This window comes from Streptomyces lydicus (assembly GCF_001729485.1).
In the GTDB taxonomy this organism is placed as follows: domain Bacteria; phylum Actinomycetota; class Actinomycetes; order Streptomycetales; family Streptomycetaceae; genus Streptomyces; species Streptomyces lydicus_D.
This window is the reverse complement of the sequence record NZ_CP017157.1, coordinates 2,606,475-2,623,594: the sequence shown is the minus strand read 5'-3', so window position 1 is coordinate 2,623,594 and position 17,120 is coordinate 2,606,475. Positions and strand designations below refer to the sequence as shown.

Sequence of the window (17,120 nt, the reverse complement as noted above, 5' to 3'; positions counted from 1 at the left end):
ACGGCAGGCGAGATGACCGCACAGGACGATGCCCCGGAGCTGGAAGTCTGGATCGACCAGGATCTGTGCACCGGGGACGGCATCTGCGCCCAGTACGCGCCGGAGGTCTTCGAGCTCGACATCGACGGCCTGGCGTACGTCAAGAGCGCGGACGACGAGCTGCTGCAGGACAAGGGGGCCACAACGCCCGTCCCGCTGAAGCTGCTCGACGACGTCAGGGACTCGGCCAAGGAGTGCCCCGGGGACTGCATCCACGTCCGCCGGGTCAGGGACCTCGTCGAGGTCTACGGCCCGGACGCCGAGTAGCCCCCCGGGAGCGGAACGCTCCCGTCGGGGACCTCGGGTGACCGGTCAGGCACGCTGGGTGCCCATCGCGGCGGGAAGTTCGCTCTGGACGAACTTCCCGCCCTTCCATTGCCACTTGACGTCCTTGTGCACGTCCGGGCAGCAGCGCGGCACGTCGAGGGTGGAGTAGCCCAGGAGACCCGCGGAGATCACGCCGTTCCCGACGGTGAGCTTCCGGACGCTGAGCTGCCGGGCGGGTGCGAGGAGTGTCGCCACGATCCGGGGCGCCGCCTTGCCGTCCGTGGGCCCGGCCAGGACGTAGACCCCGCTGGGCGGGGTGCCGGTCTCACTGTGGCAGCGGACCACCGCGACGGTCTCGGTCGTCCCGTCGCCGTCGAGGTCGCCGGGGACCTTCTGCACCACGTCGAGGCGGTTGGGTCCGCAGTTGACCGGAAAGCTCACCCGTGCGGGGTCGGGCGCCGCGGCGGGCCGGGCGGCCCTGACGCCGTGGGAGGTCGTGGCGGTGGCGTCGGGGGGCTGGACGAAGGACGCGGCCGCGACGACCGCCGAGAGGGCGGTGGCGGTGGCGAGCCAGTGCATGGGGCGCGGCTGGGTGTGCAAGAGGTCCTGGCCTGCCATGGGCTGCACGCGGGGTAACTCCTGTGAAGTGCTGTGCCGGTGGGAGTGCCCAGCATCGTTCCACAGGAGCAGGGCGCAAGGAACCGGCTGGACCGGAGTTTTCGGTGCGGAAACGTGCAGATCCTGAGGGCGGAACGCAACGGCGCCGCCGGCGGTTCCCGCTGCGGGAACTCGTCGGCGGCGCCTGGGGGTTCGATGGCCGGATCCGGCCGGCCGGACCGGGCCCTGGGAAGGGACCGTCAGTCGCGCCCGGAGGCCGCTGCCGGGTCCTTGCCGGACTCCGCCTTGTCCCGTCCGCCCGGTCCGGTGTAGTCCTCGCCGTACGCGCCCTTCGCCGGGCGGCGGCGGCGCAGCGGGGGCTCCACGCCGTCCGCGAGGCGGCGGGCGGTGAGCAGGAAGCCGGTGTGGCCGATCATGCGGTGGTCGGGGCGGACGGCGAGGCCCTCGACGTGCCAGGTGCGGACCATGGTCTCCCAGGCCGACGGCTCGTTGAACGTGCCGTGCTCGCGGATCGCCTCGACGGTGCGGGCCAGCTGCGTGGTCGTCGCGACGTAGGCGCAGAGGATGCCGCCGGGGACCAGGGCCTTGGAGACGGCCTCCAGGCACTCCCAGGGGGCGAGCATGTCGAGGATGACGCGGTCGACGTCGGTGTCGGAGAGGTTGTCCTGGAGGTCGCCGACGGTGAGCGTCCAGGCGGGGTGCGGGCCGCCGAAGTAGCGCTCCACGTTCTGCGTGGCGATCTCGGCGAAGTCGGCGCGGCGCTCGTAGGAGTGCAGCATGCCGTCGTCGCCGATGGCGCGCAGCAGGAAGCTGCTGAGCGAGCCGGAGCCCACACCGGCCTCGACGACGCGGGCGCCGGGGAAGATGTCGGCCATCGCCAGGATCTGCCCCGCGTCCTTGGGGTAGACCACGGCGGCGCCGCGGGGCATGGACAGGACGTAGTCGGGGAGCAGCGGGCGCAGCGCGAGGTAGGCGACGTTCCCGGTGGTACGGACAACGCTGCCCTCGGGAGCACCGATCAGCTCGTCGTGGGGGAAGGCTCCCTTGTGGGTGTGGAAGCTCTTGCCCTCTTCGAGCGTGAAGGTGTAGTGGCGTCCCTTGGGGTCGGTGAGCTGGACCTGGTCCCCGACCTTGAAGGGCCCGCGACGGCGGGCGGCACCGGTCGGTTCGGACATGTGACCAGCCTACCGGCCCGCCGGGGCGCCGCCGACCAGCCGGGTCCGGGCCGGGCCGCGGCGCGCGCCCCGGAGGCGCCCGCGCCCCGCTAGTTGGTCCGTGCCATGGCGGAGACGAAGGCACGCTCGACGTCGGCGGTGGACAGGACGCCGTAGATGGCGCCGGTGTCCTCGACGACGAGGTATTCGGTGGCGGGGGTGGCGCGGAGGTATTCGAGCAGGTCCTCGCCGGCGAGTTCGGCCGGGACCCGCATGCCCTCCTTGAGGTCCTGGGCGAGGGTGCCCACCGGGACCCAGGGGCGGCGGTGGTCGGGGACACCGGCGATGGCGGCCTCCCGCACGAGGGCGGTCGGCGCGCCCTGGGGGTCGACGACGACCAGGGCGCGGGCGCCGGCGTCGTTGGCGCGGCGCAGCGCCTCGGAGAGCGGGGTGGCGGTCTCGACGGGGACGGCGCGCCGGGTCAGGGTGCGTGCGGTGAGGTCGGGCAGGCGCTCGCGCAGCCGGGCCATGCGCAGGCTGTTGCCGGCGCCGGTCCAGATGATGGCGGCGAGGATCGCGGCGAGCAGGGCGTCGGTGAGCGAGTCCGCGCCGCCGATCTCCGGGCGGGCGTTGCCGAGCGCTCCGGTGTGGGTGAGCAGCGGCAGGCCGATCAGGACGGTGACGGCGAGCGCGCGGCCGACCCAGGCGGCGGCGACGGTGCCGCTCATCGGCCGGCCGGTGATCTTCCACACGACGGCGCGCAGCATCCGGCCGCCGTCCAGCGGGAGACCGGGCAGCAGGTTGAAGACCGCGACGATGAGGTTGGAGATCATCAGGCCGGCGAGCAGGACGCCGGGGACCGTACCGGGTTCGACCAGCTGCATCCCGGCGTAGAAGACACCGGCGAGCACGAGGGACAGCAGCGGGCCGACGAAGGCCAGGACGAACTCCCGGCCGGGGGTCTCGGTCTCCTTCTCTATCTCCGAGACGCCGCCGAAGAACTGCAGCTGGATGCGGCGCACGGGGAGCTTGAAGCGGAGCGCGGCGACGGTGTGGGCCAGTTCGTGGACCAGCACCGAGGCGTAGAAGGCCACCGCGAAGAAGAGCGAGACGAGGTAGCGGGCGGCGCCGAGCTCGGGCAGCACGCGCTCCAGTTGGCCGCCGAAGACCCAGGTGATCAGGGCGGCGACCAGGAACCAGCTGGGGGCGACGTAGACGGGCACGCCGAAGGGACGGCCCATCAGGATGCCGCCCCCGCTGCCCTTCCTGCCGGGCGGGGGCGCCTTGGGCCCGCCGGGCTCCTCGGTCTGCCCGGGCGGCCGGTGCCGCGCGGACTCCTCGGGGTCCTGCGGCTTCCCGCTGTCGTCCACGGTGTGGCGTCCCCTCATCGGATACGGCATACGGCATTCGCCCCTGCTCGGCCTGATATCTCGATCATGCAGGGCGAAGGGGTCCGGCGTCGATGGTATGCGGAGCGTCGGGGCCGCTTCCGCTGCGGGGCCCTTACGCTGCGTGCGCCCTCCGTCATCCGTCCGCGCGTGTCAGTGGCGGGCCGTAGGGTTTTGTGCCATGGGATGGAGCACGGAGCAGGACGGGGCGGCCGCGCAGGGCGGGGACGGCGCGGAGGCCGCCGGGGCGGGACCGGGCGAGGGGGTGCGGGCGCGTCCGCCGGTGGCGCTCTCGCCGTCGCGGGCGAGCGATTTCATGCAGTGCCCGCTGCTTTACCGCTTCCGGGTGATCGACAGGCTGCCGGAGAAGCCGAGTGCGGCGGCGACCCGGGGCACGGTCGTGCACGCGGTGCTGGAGCGGCTCTTCGACGCGCCGGCGGCGGAGCGTACGGCGGCCGGGGCGCGCGCGATGGTGCCGGGCGAGTGGGAGAAGCTGCTGGCCAAGCGGCCCGAGCTGGCCGAGCTGTTCGCCGGGGACGCGGACGGCGAGCGGCTGGCGACGTGGCTGGCGGAGGCCGAGGCGCTGGTGGAGCGGTGGTTCTCGCTGGAGGACCCGACGCGGCTGGAGCCGGCGGACCGCGAACTGTACGTGGAGACGGTGCTGGAGTCGGGGCTGCAGCTGCGCGGCTTCATCGACCGGGTGGACGTCGCGCCGACCGGTGAGGTGCGGATCGTCGACTACAAGACCGGCAAGGCGCCGCGGCCGCAGTTCGCCGAGGGCGCGCTGTTCCAGATGAAGTTCTACGCCCTGGTGGTGTGGCGGCTGCGCGGTGTGGTGCCGAGGCGGCTGCAGCTGGTGTATCTGGGCAGCGGCGATGTGCTGACGTACGACCCGGGCGAGGCCGATCTGCGGGCCGTGGAGCGGAAGTTGCTGGCGCTGTGGGAGGCGATCCGGCTGGCGACCGAGACCGGTGACTGGCGGCCGCGGCCGACGAAGCTGTGCGGCTGGTGCGACCACCAGGCGCACTGTCCGGAATTCGGCGGCACTCCCCCGGTGTATCCGCTGGAGCCGCGCCCGGCGGATGCCGGTGGGGCCCCGCAGGGCAGAATGGAGGCGATCTAGCCTGTCCGGGCGTATCGAACGGGCGTAACGAAGGAGAGCTCGTGGCCATCCGCGTCCTGCTGGTCGACGACCAGCCCCTGCTGCGTACGGGATTCCGGATGATTCTGGAGGCGGAGCAGGACCTGGCCGTCGTCGGGGAGGCCGGTGACGGCCTGCAGGCGCTGGAGCAGGTGCGGGCGCTGCAGCCCGATGTGGTGCTGATGGACATCCGCATGCCGCGGATGGACGGGGTGGAGGCGACCCGGCAGATCACCGGTCCGGCCAAGGACGGGCCGGCGAAGGTGCTGGTGCTGACGACCTTCGACCTGGACGAGTACGTCGTCGAGGCGCTGCGGGCGGGGGCCAGCGGCTTCCTGCTGAAGGACGCGCCGGCCAACGAGCTGGTGCAGGCGATCCGGGTGGTGGCGGCCGGCGAGGCGATGCTGGCGCCGAGCATCACCCGCCGGCTGCTGGACAAGTACGCCGGGCACCTGCCGTCGGGCGAGGAGGCGGTGCCGGACACCCTGCACACCCTCACCGAGCGCGAGGTGGAGGTGCTCAAGCTGGTGGCGCGCGGACTGTCGAACGCGGAGATCGCCGCGGACCTGTTCGTCAGCGAGACGACGGTCAAGACGCATGTGGGCCACGTCCTGACGAAGCTGGGGCTGCGCGACCGGGTGCAGGCGGCGGTGTACGCCTACGAGAGCGGCCTGGTGCGGCCGGGGGCCCAGTAGCGCCCTGCGGCGCCCACAGCGGCCCGTACGCACGCACCCACGGCACACGGCGGCGGGGCCGGCCCGGGAGATCTCCCGGGCCGGCCCCGCCGCCGTGTGTGCGCCGTCCGTCAGGCGTCGGCCGCCTTGCTGATCTCCCAGAACCGGAAGACGGTCGAGGAGTCCAGCGTCCATTCCAGACCGGAGACGCCGTCGCGGGCCACCGCGTACTGCTTGCCCTGCCAGATCGGGATGACCGGCACGTCCTTGGCGACGATGTCCTGCAGCTCCCGGAAGGCGGCCTTGGTGGCGCCGCGGTCCTGCTCGTCGGCCGTCTTGGGCAGCAGCCGGCCGGTGATGGCCGGCGAGGTGTAGTGGTTGGACAGCACGCTGTCCTTGCCGAAGAACGGCTGGGTGAAGTTGTCGGGGTCCGGGTAGTCGGGGACCCAGCCCTTGACGTACACGCCGAACCGGCCGCCGGACACGCCCTTGTCGTACTCCTCGGTGGGCACCGAGCGCACCTTGGCGTCGAACAGGCCGCTGGCGTTGAGCTGTTGGGCGATCTCCTGGAAGGCCGGGACGGTGCCCGGGCCGAACCGGTCGGGGGTGGCCCACAGCGTCAGCGGCACCTTGCCCTCGAAGCCCGCGGAGCGCAGCGCCTGCTTCGCCTTGTCGGGCTGCGGGCGGTCGCCGTAGGTGTTGAAGAAGGCGGTGTTGTGGCCGGTGATGCCGGCGGGAACGACCGAGTACAGCGGTTCGGCGGTGCGCTCGTAGACGTCCCGGACGAGGGTGGAGCGGTCCAGGAGGTAGGCGATCGCCTTGCGGACGCCCAGCTTGCCGGCGACCGGGTCCTTGAGGTTGAAGACCAGGTGCATGACCTCGGCGCTGCCGCCCTCGATGACCTGGGTGCCGTGCTGCTGGCGCAGCGAGGCGTTGTCGAGGTGGGCGATGTCCTTCATGGACAGACCACGGTAGGCCAGGTCGACGTCGCCGCCCTCGACGGCCTTCTTGAGCTTGTCGCTGCTGTGGAAGAACTTCACGGTCATGCCGGAGTTCTTGACCTTGGCGGGGCCCTTGTAGCTGTCGTTGACGGCGAAGACGGCCCGGTCGGTGCCGTACTCCTTGAGCGTGTAGACGCCGGAGCCGGTGGCCTTGCCGTCGGCGCGCAGCCGGTCGGCGGGGTACTGGGTGTGGTCGACGATGGAGCCGGCGCCCGAGGCGATCTTCATGGGGAAGGTGGCGTCCGGCGTCTTCAGGTGGAAGACCACGGTCTTGGCGTCCGGCGTCTCGACGTTCTCCAGCGCGGAGAACATCACCGAGGGGCCGTTCTTGTCCTTGATGCGCTGCGTGCGGTCGAAGGAGAACTTGACGTCCTTCGAGGTCAGCGCGTCACCGTTGCTGAAGGTCAGGCCGGGCTTGAGCGTGCAGCGGTAGACCTTGCTGTCGGCGTCGGTGAACGAGCAGCTCTTGGCGGCCTCCGGCTCGGGGGTGGTGCCGCCCTTGGGGAAGCTCAACAGCGACTGGAAGACGTTGTTGAACAGCAGCCAGGACCCGGGGTCGTATCCGGCTGCGGGGTCGGTGGCCACGACCTTGTCCGTCATTCCCATGACCACGGGCTCACCGCGGCCGGCCGCTCCCGAGTCGTCCGTGCCGCACCCGGCGACCGCGAGCAGGGCTGTGGTCAGCCCCGCTCCGATCGGGGCGGCCAGCCACTGGTCACGCTTCCTCACTGAACGGTCCTCACGATCTGGGTGGTGCCTGTCGGGCCGCGGTGGGAACGCCGCGGCGGTGTGGAGATGTGTGGCGTGGTGGTTGTGCGCGCTCAGTCGGCGACGCCGCGGCCGAGCTCCCAGATCTGCAGCCCCGACGAGGAGTTGAGGGCCCACTCGACGCCGGTGATGTCGTCGCGGGCGGCGACGTACTGCTTGCCCTGCCACAGCGGGAGGAGCGGCACGTCGTCGGCGATGATGTCCTGCGCCTGCTTGAAGTCGGCGGCCGCGGCGTTGCGGTCGGACTGCTGGCGGCTGGACGGGATGAGCTGCGACTCGATCTTGCCGTTCCGGTACGGGGAGCCGAGGAAGTTCTGCTTGCCGATGAACGGCGCGATGTAGTTGTCGGCGTCCGGGATGTCGGGGAACCATCCCATGTTGTAGACGGTGTACTTGCCGGCGAGGGAGTCGTCGCGGTACTGCTGCCAGCTGGGCACGCCCTTGAGGCTCACGTCGAAGAGCTTGGTCGCGTTGAGCTGGCTCTGCACCGCGCGGACCTCCTTGGCCGTGCTGGAGCCGTAGTGGTTCGTGGTGTAGGAGAGGGTGAACTTCACCGGGGTGGTGATGTTCGCGGCCTGGAGCGTCTTGCGGGCGGCCGCGGCGCTGGGGTTCCCGTACTTGTTGAAGAACGAGTTGATGTGGCCGGTCAGGCCGGTGGGGACCATCGAGAAGAGCGGGTCGCCGGTGTAGGAGTAGACGTTGCGCACCAGGTCCGAGCGGTTGATGATCTGCGCCATCGCCTGCCGCACGGCCTTGTTGGAGACGGCCGGGTCCTTGGTGTTGAAGGCCAGGTAGCGGATCTCCTGGCCGGGCATCTCCTGCAGGGCGATGTGGTTGTTGCGCGCGTTCTCCAGGCCCTTGACCTGATCGGGCGCCAGGCCACGGTTCATCAGGTCGACGTCGCCCTTGCGCAGCGCCTTCTCCACGGCGTCGGAGTCGTCGAAGAAGCGCATCTCGATCTTGTCGTTGTGCGTCTTCTCCCCGCCCTTGTAGTCGGGGTTCTTGGTGAAGACCGCCTTGGTGATGCGGTTGCCGCTGCGCTCGGTCTTGACGGTGTACGGGCCGGAGCCGACCACGTCGAAGCCGTTGTACAGACGGCCCTTGGGGTACACCTGGGAGTCCACGATGGACGCGGCGGGCGTGGTGAGCTTCTGCGGGAAGGTGGCGTCCGGCTTGCTGAGGTGGAAGACCACCTCGGTGTCGCTGGGCGTCTCGACCTTGTCGATGTCGTCGAGCAGCGACACCGGGCCGTTGGTGTTGTTGATGGTCTTCATGCGCTCGATGGAGAACTTGACGTCCTGTGCCGTCAGGGCGTGGCCGTTCGAGAACTTCAGGCCGCTGCGCAGGGTGCAGCGGTACTGCTCGTTCTGGGTGTCGCGGAACCCGCACGACTCGGCCGCGTCCGGCACCGGCGCGGTCCCGCTGCGCGGCAGCCGCATCAGCGTCTGGAGCGTGGCCCGCAGGACGTTCCACGCGTCGACGTCGTACGCCTGGGACGGGTCCAGCGGGGCGGGCGCCGCCTTGGTGGCCTCGATGTGGGTGGCCACCCCCACGACGATGGGATCGCCGCCGTCGCCCGCGCCGTCCGAGCTGCCACAGGCAGCGAGCACGGGGGCAAGGAGACCGGCCAGCGCCGGCAGCACCAGGGTCTTGCGATTCATCGTCGGCAGGTTCCTTATCAGCGCAGAGGTGTTGCTCGCGTCGACATTAGTAGGAACGGCCAGCCGCGCTGGGACACAAAGGAGTTGCAGCGATATGGGTACTGGATAGCCACGGCGGCGTGATCGATATCCGGACGGCGGAACGATTCGCGCGTTGCTCCACCAATCCGGACACTTACCCCCGTAGAAACCCCCGAAGACAGCCTCCGGAACACCTGTTGGGTCCGCTGTCGACGCCCCGGCACGTGAGAAACGTCACGCATTTGGAGGCCCGCGGCGGTGCGACTATTCAGTCAGCGCATTCGTCACGGAAAATGAGCGGCCCGTTCCGCACAGTTTCGTCGGCTTTCCCCGCGATACGCTCAGTGCACGTCGCCGCGGCTTTCCGTGATGAGCGACCGGAGAAATGGGAGATCCACTTCTTCCAGCGAGCGGACGACCGTACGGCCCACCGCCGGCGGGATCGGCGTCACCGAGGGCACCGCGACGACCGGGCAGCCGGCCGCCTCGCCCGCCGTCACCCCGGTCAGGGTGTCCTCGACGACGGCGCAGCGCTCCGGGGCCGCCCCCAGGCGCGCCGCGGCGGTCAGGTACGGGTCGGGGTGCGGCTTGGTGCGCACCAGGTCGTCGCCGGCCAGCGTGAGCCGGAAGTGCTCCGGGCCGAGCGAGTGCAGCATCTGGTCGACGATGGCGCGGTGCGAGGCGGAGACCAGGGCGGTGGGCACCTCGTGGGCGGCCAGCTCGGCCAGCAGCTTGCGGGCACCCGGCATCAGCGGGACGCCGCGCCGGATGCGGGCCAGGAAGGCGGCGTTGAGCAGCACGCTGAGCTCGGGCAGGCTGATGTCCACGCCGGTGACCTGGATCAGGTAGTTGGCGCTGCGGGACATCGGGCCGCCGACCACCACCTCGCGGTGCGCGTCGTCCAGGACGTGCCCGAGGCCGGCGAAGACCTCGGCCTCGGCCTCCCACCAGAACCCCTCGGTGTCGACGAGCGTGCCGTCGAGGTCGAGGAAGACCGCCTGGAGGGTCGCGCCGTCGGCCGTTCGGGTGCCGATCGCGGGGATGCTGCTGGTCATCCATCCACCTCCACTGCGACTGTCCCCGAAGGGACGAAAGGGCCGGTCGTACTCCCCGGCTGGGGGACACGACCGGCCACTACCGGACCGACCAGTGTACGACGGTGCGCGGTGAAAAGCGCGGTGGCGCAGGTCAGGGCCGTACGGAACGGGTTCCGTACGGCCCTGACGTGCTTACGGCGGGTTACCGCGCGTTGAAGTACTTCGCCTCCGGGTGGTGGATGACGATGGCGTCGGTGGACTGCTCCGGGTGCAGCTGGAACTCCTCGGAGAGCTGGACACCGATCCGCTCCGGCTGGAGCAGGTCGGCGATCTTGGCGCGGTCCTCCAGGTCGGGGCAGGCGCCGTAGCCCAGCGAGAAGCGCGCGCCGCGGTACTTGAGCGCGAACATGTCCTCGACGTCGTCGGGGTCCTCGCCGCCGAAGCCCAGCTCCGCGCGGACCCGGGCGTGCCAGTACTCGGCCAGCGCCTCGGCCAACTGCACGGACAGACCGTGCAGTTCGAGGTAGTCGCGGTAGGAGTTGGCCTCGAAGAGCTCGGCGGTGGCCTCGCCGATCCGGGAGCCGACGGTGACGACCTGGAGGCCGACCACGTCCCGCTCGCCGGACTCCTCCGGGCGGAAGTAGTCCGCCAGGCACAGCCGCCGGCCGCGGCGCTGCCGCGGGAAGGTGAAGCGGGTGCGCTCGGTGCCGTCCTCGTGCAGCAGGATCAGGTCCTCGCCCTTGGACACGCAGGGGAAGTAGCCGTACACCACGGCTGCTTCCAGGAGGTTCTCGGTCTGGAGCTTGTCGAGCCAGCCGCGCAGCCGGGGGCGGCCCTCGGTCTCCACCAGCTCCTCGTACGTCGGGCCCTCGCCGGTGCGCGCCTGCTTGAGGCCCCACTGGCCCTTGAACAGCGCGCCCTCGTCCAGCCAGGACGCGTAGTCCGCGAGCTGGATGCCCTTGACGACCCGGGTGCCCCAGAACGGCGGGGCGGGCACCGGGTTGTCGGTCGCGACGTCCGAGCGCACCGCGCCCTCGGGCTCCTCGACCTCCGGCACCGCGGTGTCCCGCTTGGGCACCCGGCGCTGCTTGAGCTCGGGGAGGGTGGCGCCGGGCACCCCGCGCTTGACGGCGATCAGCGCGTCCATCAGGCGCAGGCCCTCGAAGGCGTCGCGGGCGTAGCGGACCTCGCCCTCGTAGATCTCGTGCAGGTCCTGCTCGACGTAGGCACGGGTGAGGGCCGCGCCGCCCAGGATCACCGGGAAGTCGGTGGCCATCTTGCGCTGGTTGAGCTCCTCCAGGTTCTCCTTCATGATCACCGTGGACTTGACCAGGAGGCCGGACATGCCGATGACGTCGGCGCGGTGCTCCTCGGCGGCTTCGAGAATCGCCGAGACCGGCTGCTTGATGCCGAGGTTGACGACGTTGTAGCCGTTGTTGGACAGGATGATGTCGACGAGGTTCTTGCCGATGTCGTGGACGTCGCCGCGGACGGTGGCCAGCACGATCGTGCCCTTGCCCTCGTCGTCGGACTTCTCCATGTGCGGCTCCAGGTAGGCCACCGCGCTCTTCATCACCTCGGCGGACTGGAGCACGAACGGCAGCTGCATCTGGCCGGATCCGAACAGCTCGCCGACGACCTTCATGCCCTCCAGGAGGGTGTCGTTGACGATGTCGAGGGCGGGGCGCTCCTGGAGGGCCTCGTCGAGGTCGGCCTCCAGGCCGTTCTTCTCACCGTCGATGATCCGCCGCCTGAGCCGCTCCTCCAGCGGCAGCGCGAGCAGCTCCTCGGCCCGGCCGGCCTTCAGCGACTTGGCGGTGGCGCCCTCGAACAGCTCCATCAGCTTCTGCAGCGGGTCGTAGCCCTCGCTGCGCCGGTCGTGGATGAGGTCGAGGGCGGCCTTGACCTCTTCCTCCTCCAGCCGGGCGATCGGCAGGATCTTCGAGGCGTGCACGATGGCCGAGTCCAGGCCGGCCTTGACGCACTCGTCCAGGAAGACGGAGTTGAGGACGATGCGGGCGGCCGGGTTGAGCCCGAAGGAGATGTTCGACAGGCCGAGGGTGGTCTGGACGTCGGGGTGACGCTTCTTCAGCTCCCGGATGGCCTCGATCGTGTTGACGCCGTCCTTGCGGGACTCCTCCTGGCCGGTGCAGATGGTGAAGGTCAGACAGTCGATGAGGATGTCCGACTCGTGGATGCCCCAGTTGCCGGTCAGGTCGGCGATCAGCCGCTCGGCCACCGCCACCTTGTGCTCGACGGAGCGGGCCTGGCCCTCCTCGTCGATGGTCAGCGCGATCAGCGCGGCGCCGTGCTCGGCCGCCAGCGCGGTGACCTTGGCGAAGCGGGACTCGGGGCCGTCGCCGTCCTCGTAGTTGACGGAGTTGATGACGGCCCGGCCGCCGAGCTTCTCCAGGCCGGCCCGGATCACGTCGAGTTCGGTGGAGTCCAGGACGATGGGCAGGGTGGAGGCGGTGGCGAAGCGGCCCGCCAGCTCCTCCATGTCGGTGACGCCGTCCCGGCCGACGTAGTCGACGCACAGGTCGAGCATGTGGGCGCCCTCGCGGATCTGGTCGCGGGCCATCTCCACGCAGTCGTCCCAGCGGCCCTCCAGCATCGCCTCGCGGAACTTCTTCGAGCCGTTGGCGTTGGTCCGCTCGCCGATGGCCAGGTAGGAGGTGTCCTGGCGGAACGGCACGGTCTGGTAGAGCGAGGCGGCGCCCGGCTCGGGGCGGGGGCTGCGCTCGGTCGGGACGGTGCCGCGGACCCGCTCGACGACCTGGCGCAGGTGCTCCGGCGTCGTACCGCAGCAGCCGCCGACCAGCGAGAGGCCGTACTCGGCGACGAAGGTCTCCTGCGCGTCGGCCAGCTCGCCGGCGGTCAGGGGGTAGTGCGCGCCGTCCTTGCCCAGCACCGGCAGGCCCGCGTTCGGCATGCAGGACAGCGGGATGCGGGAGTTGCGGGCGAGGTAGCGCAGGTGCTCGCTCATCTCGGCCGGGCCGGTGGCGCAGTTCAGGCCGATCATGTCGATGCCCAGCGGCTCCAGGGCCGTGAGCGCGGCGCCGATCTCGGAACCGAGCAGCATGGTGCCGGTGGTCTCGACGGTGACCGAGCAGATCACCGGGAGGTCGGTGCCGGTGGCCTTCAGGGCCCGGCGGGCGCCGAGGACCGCGGCCTTGGTCTGCAGCAGGTCCTGGGTGGTCTCCACCAGCAGCGCGTCGGCGCCGCCGGCGATCATGCCCTCGGCGTTCTGCTGGTAGGCGTCACGCAGCGTGACATAGGGGGCGTGGCCCAGGGTGGGCAGCTTGGTGCCGGGGCCCATGGAGCCGAGCACGTAGCGCTGCTGTCCGGTGGAGGCGGTGAACTCGTCGGCGACCTCACGGGCGATCCGGGCGCCGGCCTCCGACAGCTCGAAGACCCGCCCGGGGATGTCGTACTCCGCCAGTGCGGCGAAGTTCGCGCCGAAGGTGTTCGTCTCGACGCAGTCGACGCCGACCGCGAAGTACTCCTCGTGCACGGAGCGGACGATGTCGGGCCGGGTGACGTTGAGGATCTCGTTGCAGCCCTCCAGCTGCTGGAAGTCCTCCATGGTCGGGTCCTGGGCCTGCAGCATGGTGCCCATCGCTCCGTCGGCGACGACGACGCGGGAGGCCAGTGCCTCCCTGAGGGATTCGACGCGGGACGGGCTGATGGACGATGGCGTGTTCGAGGCCATGGAGGTGCTCCCTGGTTGCGACGGCTGTCGGCTTTGCGCCCCCGCCTACGGAGGCGCACCCGGCCAGCGTAGCTGCCGGTCCGGTACACGTGTTCCCCGTTTCACGCCGTGGACAGCACCCCACCACACCCCCCTGTCGTCCACCACTCGTGATCGTTGGCAGACTCCCTTCGCTCACCCAGAACGTCCGACTCGCTGACTCCAGTCGACATGGACCGATATCGTTCAGCATTGTCGAACCGCTTATTTCGGAGGTTGCCCGATGGCACGCACCATCCAGTCGCTGGAGCGCGCCGCCGCGATGCTGCGGCTGCTCGCAGGAGGGGAGCGGCGGCTGGGGCTCTCCGACATCTCCTCCTCCCTGGGACTGGCCAAGGGCACCGCGCACGGCATCCTGCGCACCCTCCAGCAGGAGGGCTTCGTGGAGCAGGACGCCGCCTCGGGCCGCTACCAGCTGGGCGCGGAGCTGCTGCGGCTGGGCAACAGCTACCTGGACGTGCACGAGTTGCGGGCCCGGGCCCTGGTGTGGACCGACGACCTGGCGCGCTCCAGCGGCGAGGCGGTCTATCTGGGCGTGCTGCACCAGCAGGGCGTGCTGATCGTGCACCACGTCTTCCGGCCGGACGACAGCCGGCAGGTGCTGGAGGTGGGCGCGATGCACCCGCTGCACAGCTCGGCACTGGGCAAGGTGCTGTCGGCGTACGACCCGGTGGCGCACAGCGAGGTGGCCGAGGCGGAGCGGGAGGCGTTCACCCCGCGCACGGTGACCGGCCTCGGGGACGTCGAGGGCCTGCTGGACCTGGCCCGGGCGCGCGGCTGGGCGGCGGACGTGGAGGAGACCTGGGAGGGCGTGGCCTCGGTGGCCGCGCCGATCCACGACCGGCGGCGGATGCCGGTGGGCGCGGTGGGCGTCACGGGAGCGGTGGAGCGGGTCTGCCGCGACGGCGAATTGCGGCCGGAAATCATCGCTGCTGTGAGGGATTGCGCACGTGCAGTGTCCCGTGATCTTGGCGCAGGGCGATTTTGACCTTTTCGCCCCTTAAGTTCACCTAAGTTTTTGGCCAAACAACCCTTGACGGGGTTCTTACGGTGAACAAAACTGCCGTGCATCGGTCGGCATTGTCGAACACCTAACGACAATATTCGCTATGGTGGGGCAGTGCCGGTACCGATCACGGCCCTCTCGGAGGGCACGGACCACCGGACGGGACCCGGGGTTCGTCTTCCCCTGGACGAAGGACAAAGGAGTCGCGGGTGTCCAGCTCCGACATCTTCATCAGCGAGACCATCGGTACCGCTGTTCTGATCTTGCTCGGCGGTGGCGTCTGCGCCGCCGTCACATTCAAGCGCTCCAAGGCGTTCAACGCCGGATGGGTGGCCATCGCCTTCGGGTGGGGCTTCGCCGTCCTCACGGGTGCCTACATCGCCGCGAAGTCCGGCGCACACCTCAACCCGGCCGTCACCATAGGTCTCGCCATCAAGGGCGCCATCGAGTGGAGCCAGGTGCCGGTCTACCTGGCCGGCGAGATGCTCGGCGCCATGATCGGCGCGGTGCTCGTGTGGATCGTCTACTACGGACAGTTCCGGGCGCATCTGACCGACCCCGAGGTCCTGGCTGATCACACCAGCCATGAGGGCCTGGTCGACCAGGCCACCGCGCCGAAGGCCGGCCCGGTTCTGGGCATCTTCTCCACCGGCCCGGAGATCCGCAATGCCGTGCAGAACCTCGCCACCGAGATCATCGCCACCGTGGTGCTCGTGCTGTCGATCCTCACCCTCGGGCTGAGCGACAACGGCAAGGGCGTCGGCACGATCGGCACGCTGCTGGTCGCACTGGTCGTCACCGGCATCGGCCTGTCGCTGGGTGGGCCGACCGGGTACGCCATCAACCCGGTCCGCGACCTCGGTCCGCGAATCGTGCACGCGTTGCTGCCGCTGCCGAACAAGGGCGGTTCAGACTGGGGCTACGCCTGGATTCCGGTCGTCGGCCCGCTCATCGGCGGTGCCATCGCCGGGGGCCTCTACCAGGTGGCGTTCGCCTGAGCCGCCTGACCGCCCCGCTGCCCGCACAGACTTCTTGGAGCACACCATGAGCGAGACCCCCACCACTTCCTCCCACGGGCACGGCCCGTTCATCGCCGCCATCGACCAGGGGACGACGTCCAGCCGCTGCATCGTCTTCGACAAGGACGGCCGGATCGTCTCGGTCGACCAGAAGGAACACGAGCAGATCTTCCCGAAGCCGGGCTGGGTCGAGCACGACGCCGCCGAGATCTGGACCAACGTCCAGCAGGTCGTCGACAGCGCCGTCGAGAAGGCCGGGATCACCGCCGCCGACGTCAAGGCCATCGGCATCACCAACCAGCGCGAGACCACCGTGCTGTGGGACAAGAACACCGGTGAGCCGGTCCACAACGCCATCGTCTGGCAGGACACCCGCACCGACGCGCTCTGCAAGGAGCTCGGGCGCAACGTCGGCCAGGACCGCTACCGCCGCGAGACCGGTCTGCCGCTGGCCTCGTACTTCGCCGGCCCGAAGATCCGCTGGCTGCTCGACAACGTCGACGGCCTGCGCGAGCGCGCCGAGCGCGGCGAGATCCTCTTCGGCACCATGGACTCCTGGGTCATCTGGAACCTCACCGGCGGCGTCAACGGCGGCCACCACGTCACCGACGTCACCAACGCCTCGCGCACCATGCTGATGAACCTGCACAACCTGCAGTGGGACCAGAAGATCCTCACCTCGATGGAGATCCCGGCCGCCGTGCTGCCGGAGATCAGGTCCTCCGCCGAGGTGTACGGCGAGGCCGCCGGCGGCGCGCTGGCCGGTGTCCCGGTCGCCTCCGCGCTCGGTGACCAGCAGGCCGCGCTCTTCGGCCAGACCTGTTTCAACCAGGGCGAGGCCAAGTCCACGTACGGCACCGGCACCTTCATGCTGATGAACACCGGCCACGAGCCGGTCAACTCCTACAACGGGCTGCTGACCACCGTCGGCTACCGCATCGGCGACGAGCAGCCGGTCTACGCCCTGGAAGGCTCCATCGCCGTCACCGGCTCGCTCGTGCAGTGGATGCGCGACCAGATGGGGCTCATCAACAGCGCGGCCGAGATCGAGACCCTCGCCAGCACGGTCGAGGACAACGGCGGCGCCTACTTCGTCCCGGCCTTCTCCGGCCTGTTCGCCCCCTACTGGCGCTCGGACGCGCGCGGCGTCATCGCGGGCCTGACCCGCTACGTCACCAAGGCGCACATCGCGCGCGCCGTCCTCGAGGCCACCGCCTGGCAGACCCGCGAGATCACCGACGCCATGACCAAGGACTCCGGCGTCGAACTGACCTCTCTCAAGGTCGACGGCGGTATGACCTCCAACAACCTGCTGATGCAGACCATCTCGGACTTCCTGGACGCCCCCGTGGTGCGCCCCATGGTCGCCGAGACCACCTGCCTCGGCGCTGCCTACGCGGCCGGACTGGCCGTCGGCTTCTGGTCCAGCACCGACGAGCTGCGCGCCAACTGGCGCCGGGCCGCCGAATGGACCCCCCGGATGGACGCGGACACCCGTGACCGCGAATACAAGAACTGGCTCAAGGCCGTCGAGCGGACCATGGGCTGGCTCGACGACGAGAGCTGACGAGGAGC

The 17,120-nt window shown here is 70.2% G+C and carries 13 protein-coding genes; 6 read left to right on the top strand and 7 right to left on the bottom strand.

What is annotated here, in order from left to right:
- Positions 1-12 precede the first annotated feature (12 nt).
- Positions 13-306 carry a ferredoxin gene (locus SL103_RS11270; RefSeq protein ID WP_069568728.1) on the top strand — a complete coding sequence of 98 codons (294 nt, stop codon included), beginning with the start codon at positions 13-15 and terminating at the stop codon, positions 304-306.
- A gap of 45 nt (positions 307-351) precedes the next feature.
- Here SL103_RS11270 and SL103_RS11265 read toward each other — a convergent pair whose 3' ends face one another.
- The 3 genes from SL103_RS11265 to SL103_RS11255 form a co-directional block, all read right to left on the bottom strand.
- Entirely contained in the window at positions 352-924 is a 573-nt protein-coding gene (locus SL103_RS11265) for a hypothetical protein (RefSeq protein WP_099055402.1), read from the bottom strand.
- Positions 925-1,163: 239 nt separating this feature from the next.
- A complete protein-coding gene (locus SL103_RS11260; RefSeq protein WP_069568726.1) occupies positions 1,164-2,099 on the bottom strand; it encodes a tRNA (adenine-N1)-methyltransferase in 936 nt (311 codons plus the stop codon).
- Between the two features lie 89 nt (positions 2,100-2,188).
- Entirely contained in the window at positions 2,189-3,448 is a 1,260-nt protein-coding gene (locus SL103_RS11255; RefSeq protein ID WP_069568725.1) for a site-2 protease family protein, read from the bottom strand.
- 199 nt (positions 3,449-3,647) lie between these two features.
- Here SL103_RS11255 and SL103_RS11250 point away from each other — a divergent pair, with 199 nt between their 5' ends.
- Positions 3,648-4,589 carry a RecB family exonuclease gene (locus SL103_RS11250; RefSeq protein ID WP_069568724.1) on the top strand — a complete coding sequence of 314 codons (942 nt, stop codon included), beginning with the start codon at positions 3,648-3,650 and terminating at the stop codon, positions 4,587-4,589.
- Positions 4,590-4,630: 41 nt separating this feature from the next.
- Positions 4,631-5,302: a response regulator gene (locus SL103_RS11245; RefSeq protein ID WP_033269953.1), complete on the top strand. Its 672-nt coding sequence runs from the start codon at positions 4,631-4,633 to the stop codon at positions 5,300-5,302.
- Positions 5,303-5,412: 110 nt separating this feature from the next.
- Here the strand turns inward: SL103_RS11245 and SL103_RS11240 are convergent, their stop codons facing one another.
- From SL103_RS11240 to metH, 4 genes are all read right to left on the bottom strand, one after another.
- On the bottom strand, positions 5,413-7,011 hold the full coding sequence (locus SL103_RS11240; RefSeq protein WP_069568723.1) for an ABC transporter substrate-binding protein: 1,599 nt from the start codon (positions 7,009-7,011) through the stop codon (positions 5,413-5,415).
- Between the two features lie 92 nt (positions 7,012-7,103).
- Positions 7,104-8,711 (bottom strand): ABC transporter substrate-binding protein, encoded by a 1,608-nt coding sequence (locus SL103_RS11235; protein WP_069568722.1) that lies wholly within the window; start codon positions 8,709-8,711, stop codon positions 7,104-7,106.
- Positions 8,712-9,073: 362 nt separating this feature from the next.
- Positions 9,074-9,787: an HAD family hydrolase gene (locus SL103_RS11230; RefSeq protein ID WP_069568721.1), complete on the bottom strand. Its 714-nt coding sequence runs from the start codon at positions 9,785-9,787 to the stop codon at positions 9,074-9,076.
- 184 nt (positions 9,788-9,971) lie between these two features.
- Positions 9,972-13,481 (bottom strand): methionine synthase, encoded by a 3,510-nt coding sequence (gene metH, locus SL103_RS11225; RefSeq protein WP_069568720.1) that lies wholly within the window; start codon positions 13,479-13,481, stop codon positions 9,972-9,974.
- A gap of 262 nt (positions 13,482-13,743) precedes the next feature.
- On the opposite strand from metH, the gene SL103_RS11220 reads away from it, so the two are divergent.
- The 3 genes from SL103_RS11220 (at position 13,744) to glpK (ending at position 17,112) form a co-directional block, all read left to right on the top strand.
- Positions 13,744-14,508, top strand: coding sequence for an IclR family transcriptional regulator (locus tag SL103_RS11220; protein WP_069568719.1), 765 nt, complete (start codon positions 13,744-13,746; stop codon positions 14,506-14,508).
- 227 nt (positions 14,509-14,735) lie between these two features.
- Entirely contained in the window at positions 14,736-15,524 is a 789-nt protein-coding gene (locus tag SL103_RS11215) for an MIP/aquaporin family protein (RefSeq protein WP_069568718.1), read from the top strand.
- 46 nt (positions 15,525-15,570) lie between these two features.
- Positions 15,571-17,112 (top strand): glycerol kinase GlpK, encoded by a 1,542-nt coding sequence (glpK, locus tag SL103_RS11210; protein WP_069568717.1) that lies wholly within the window; start codon positions 15,571-15,573, stop codon positions 17,110-17,112.
- The last annotated feature ends 8 nt before the right edge of the window (positions 17,113-17,120 follow it).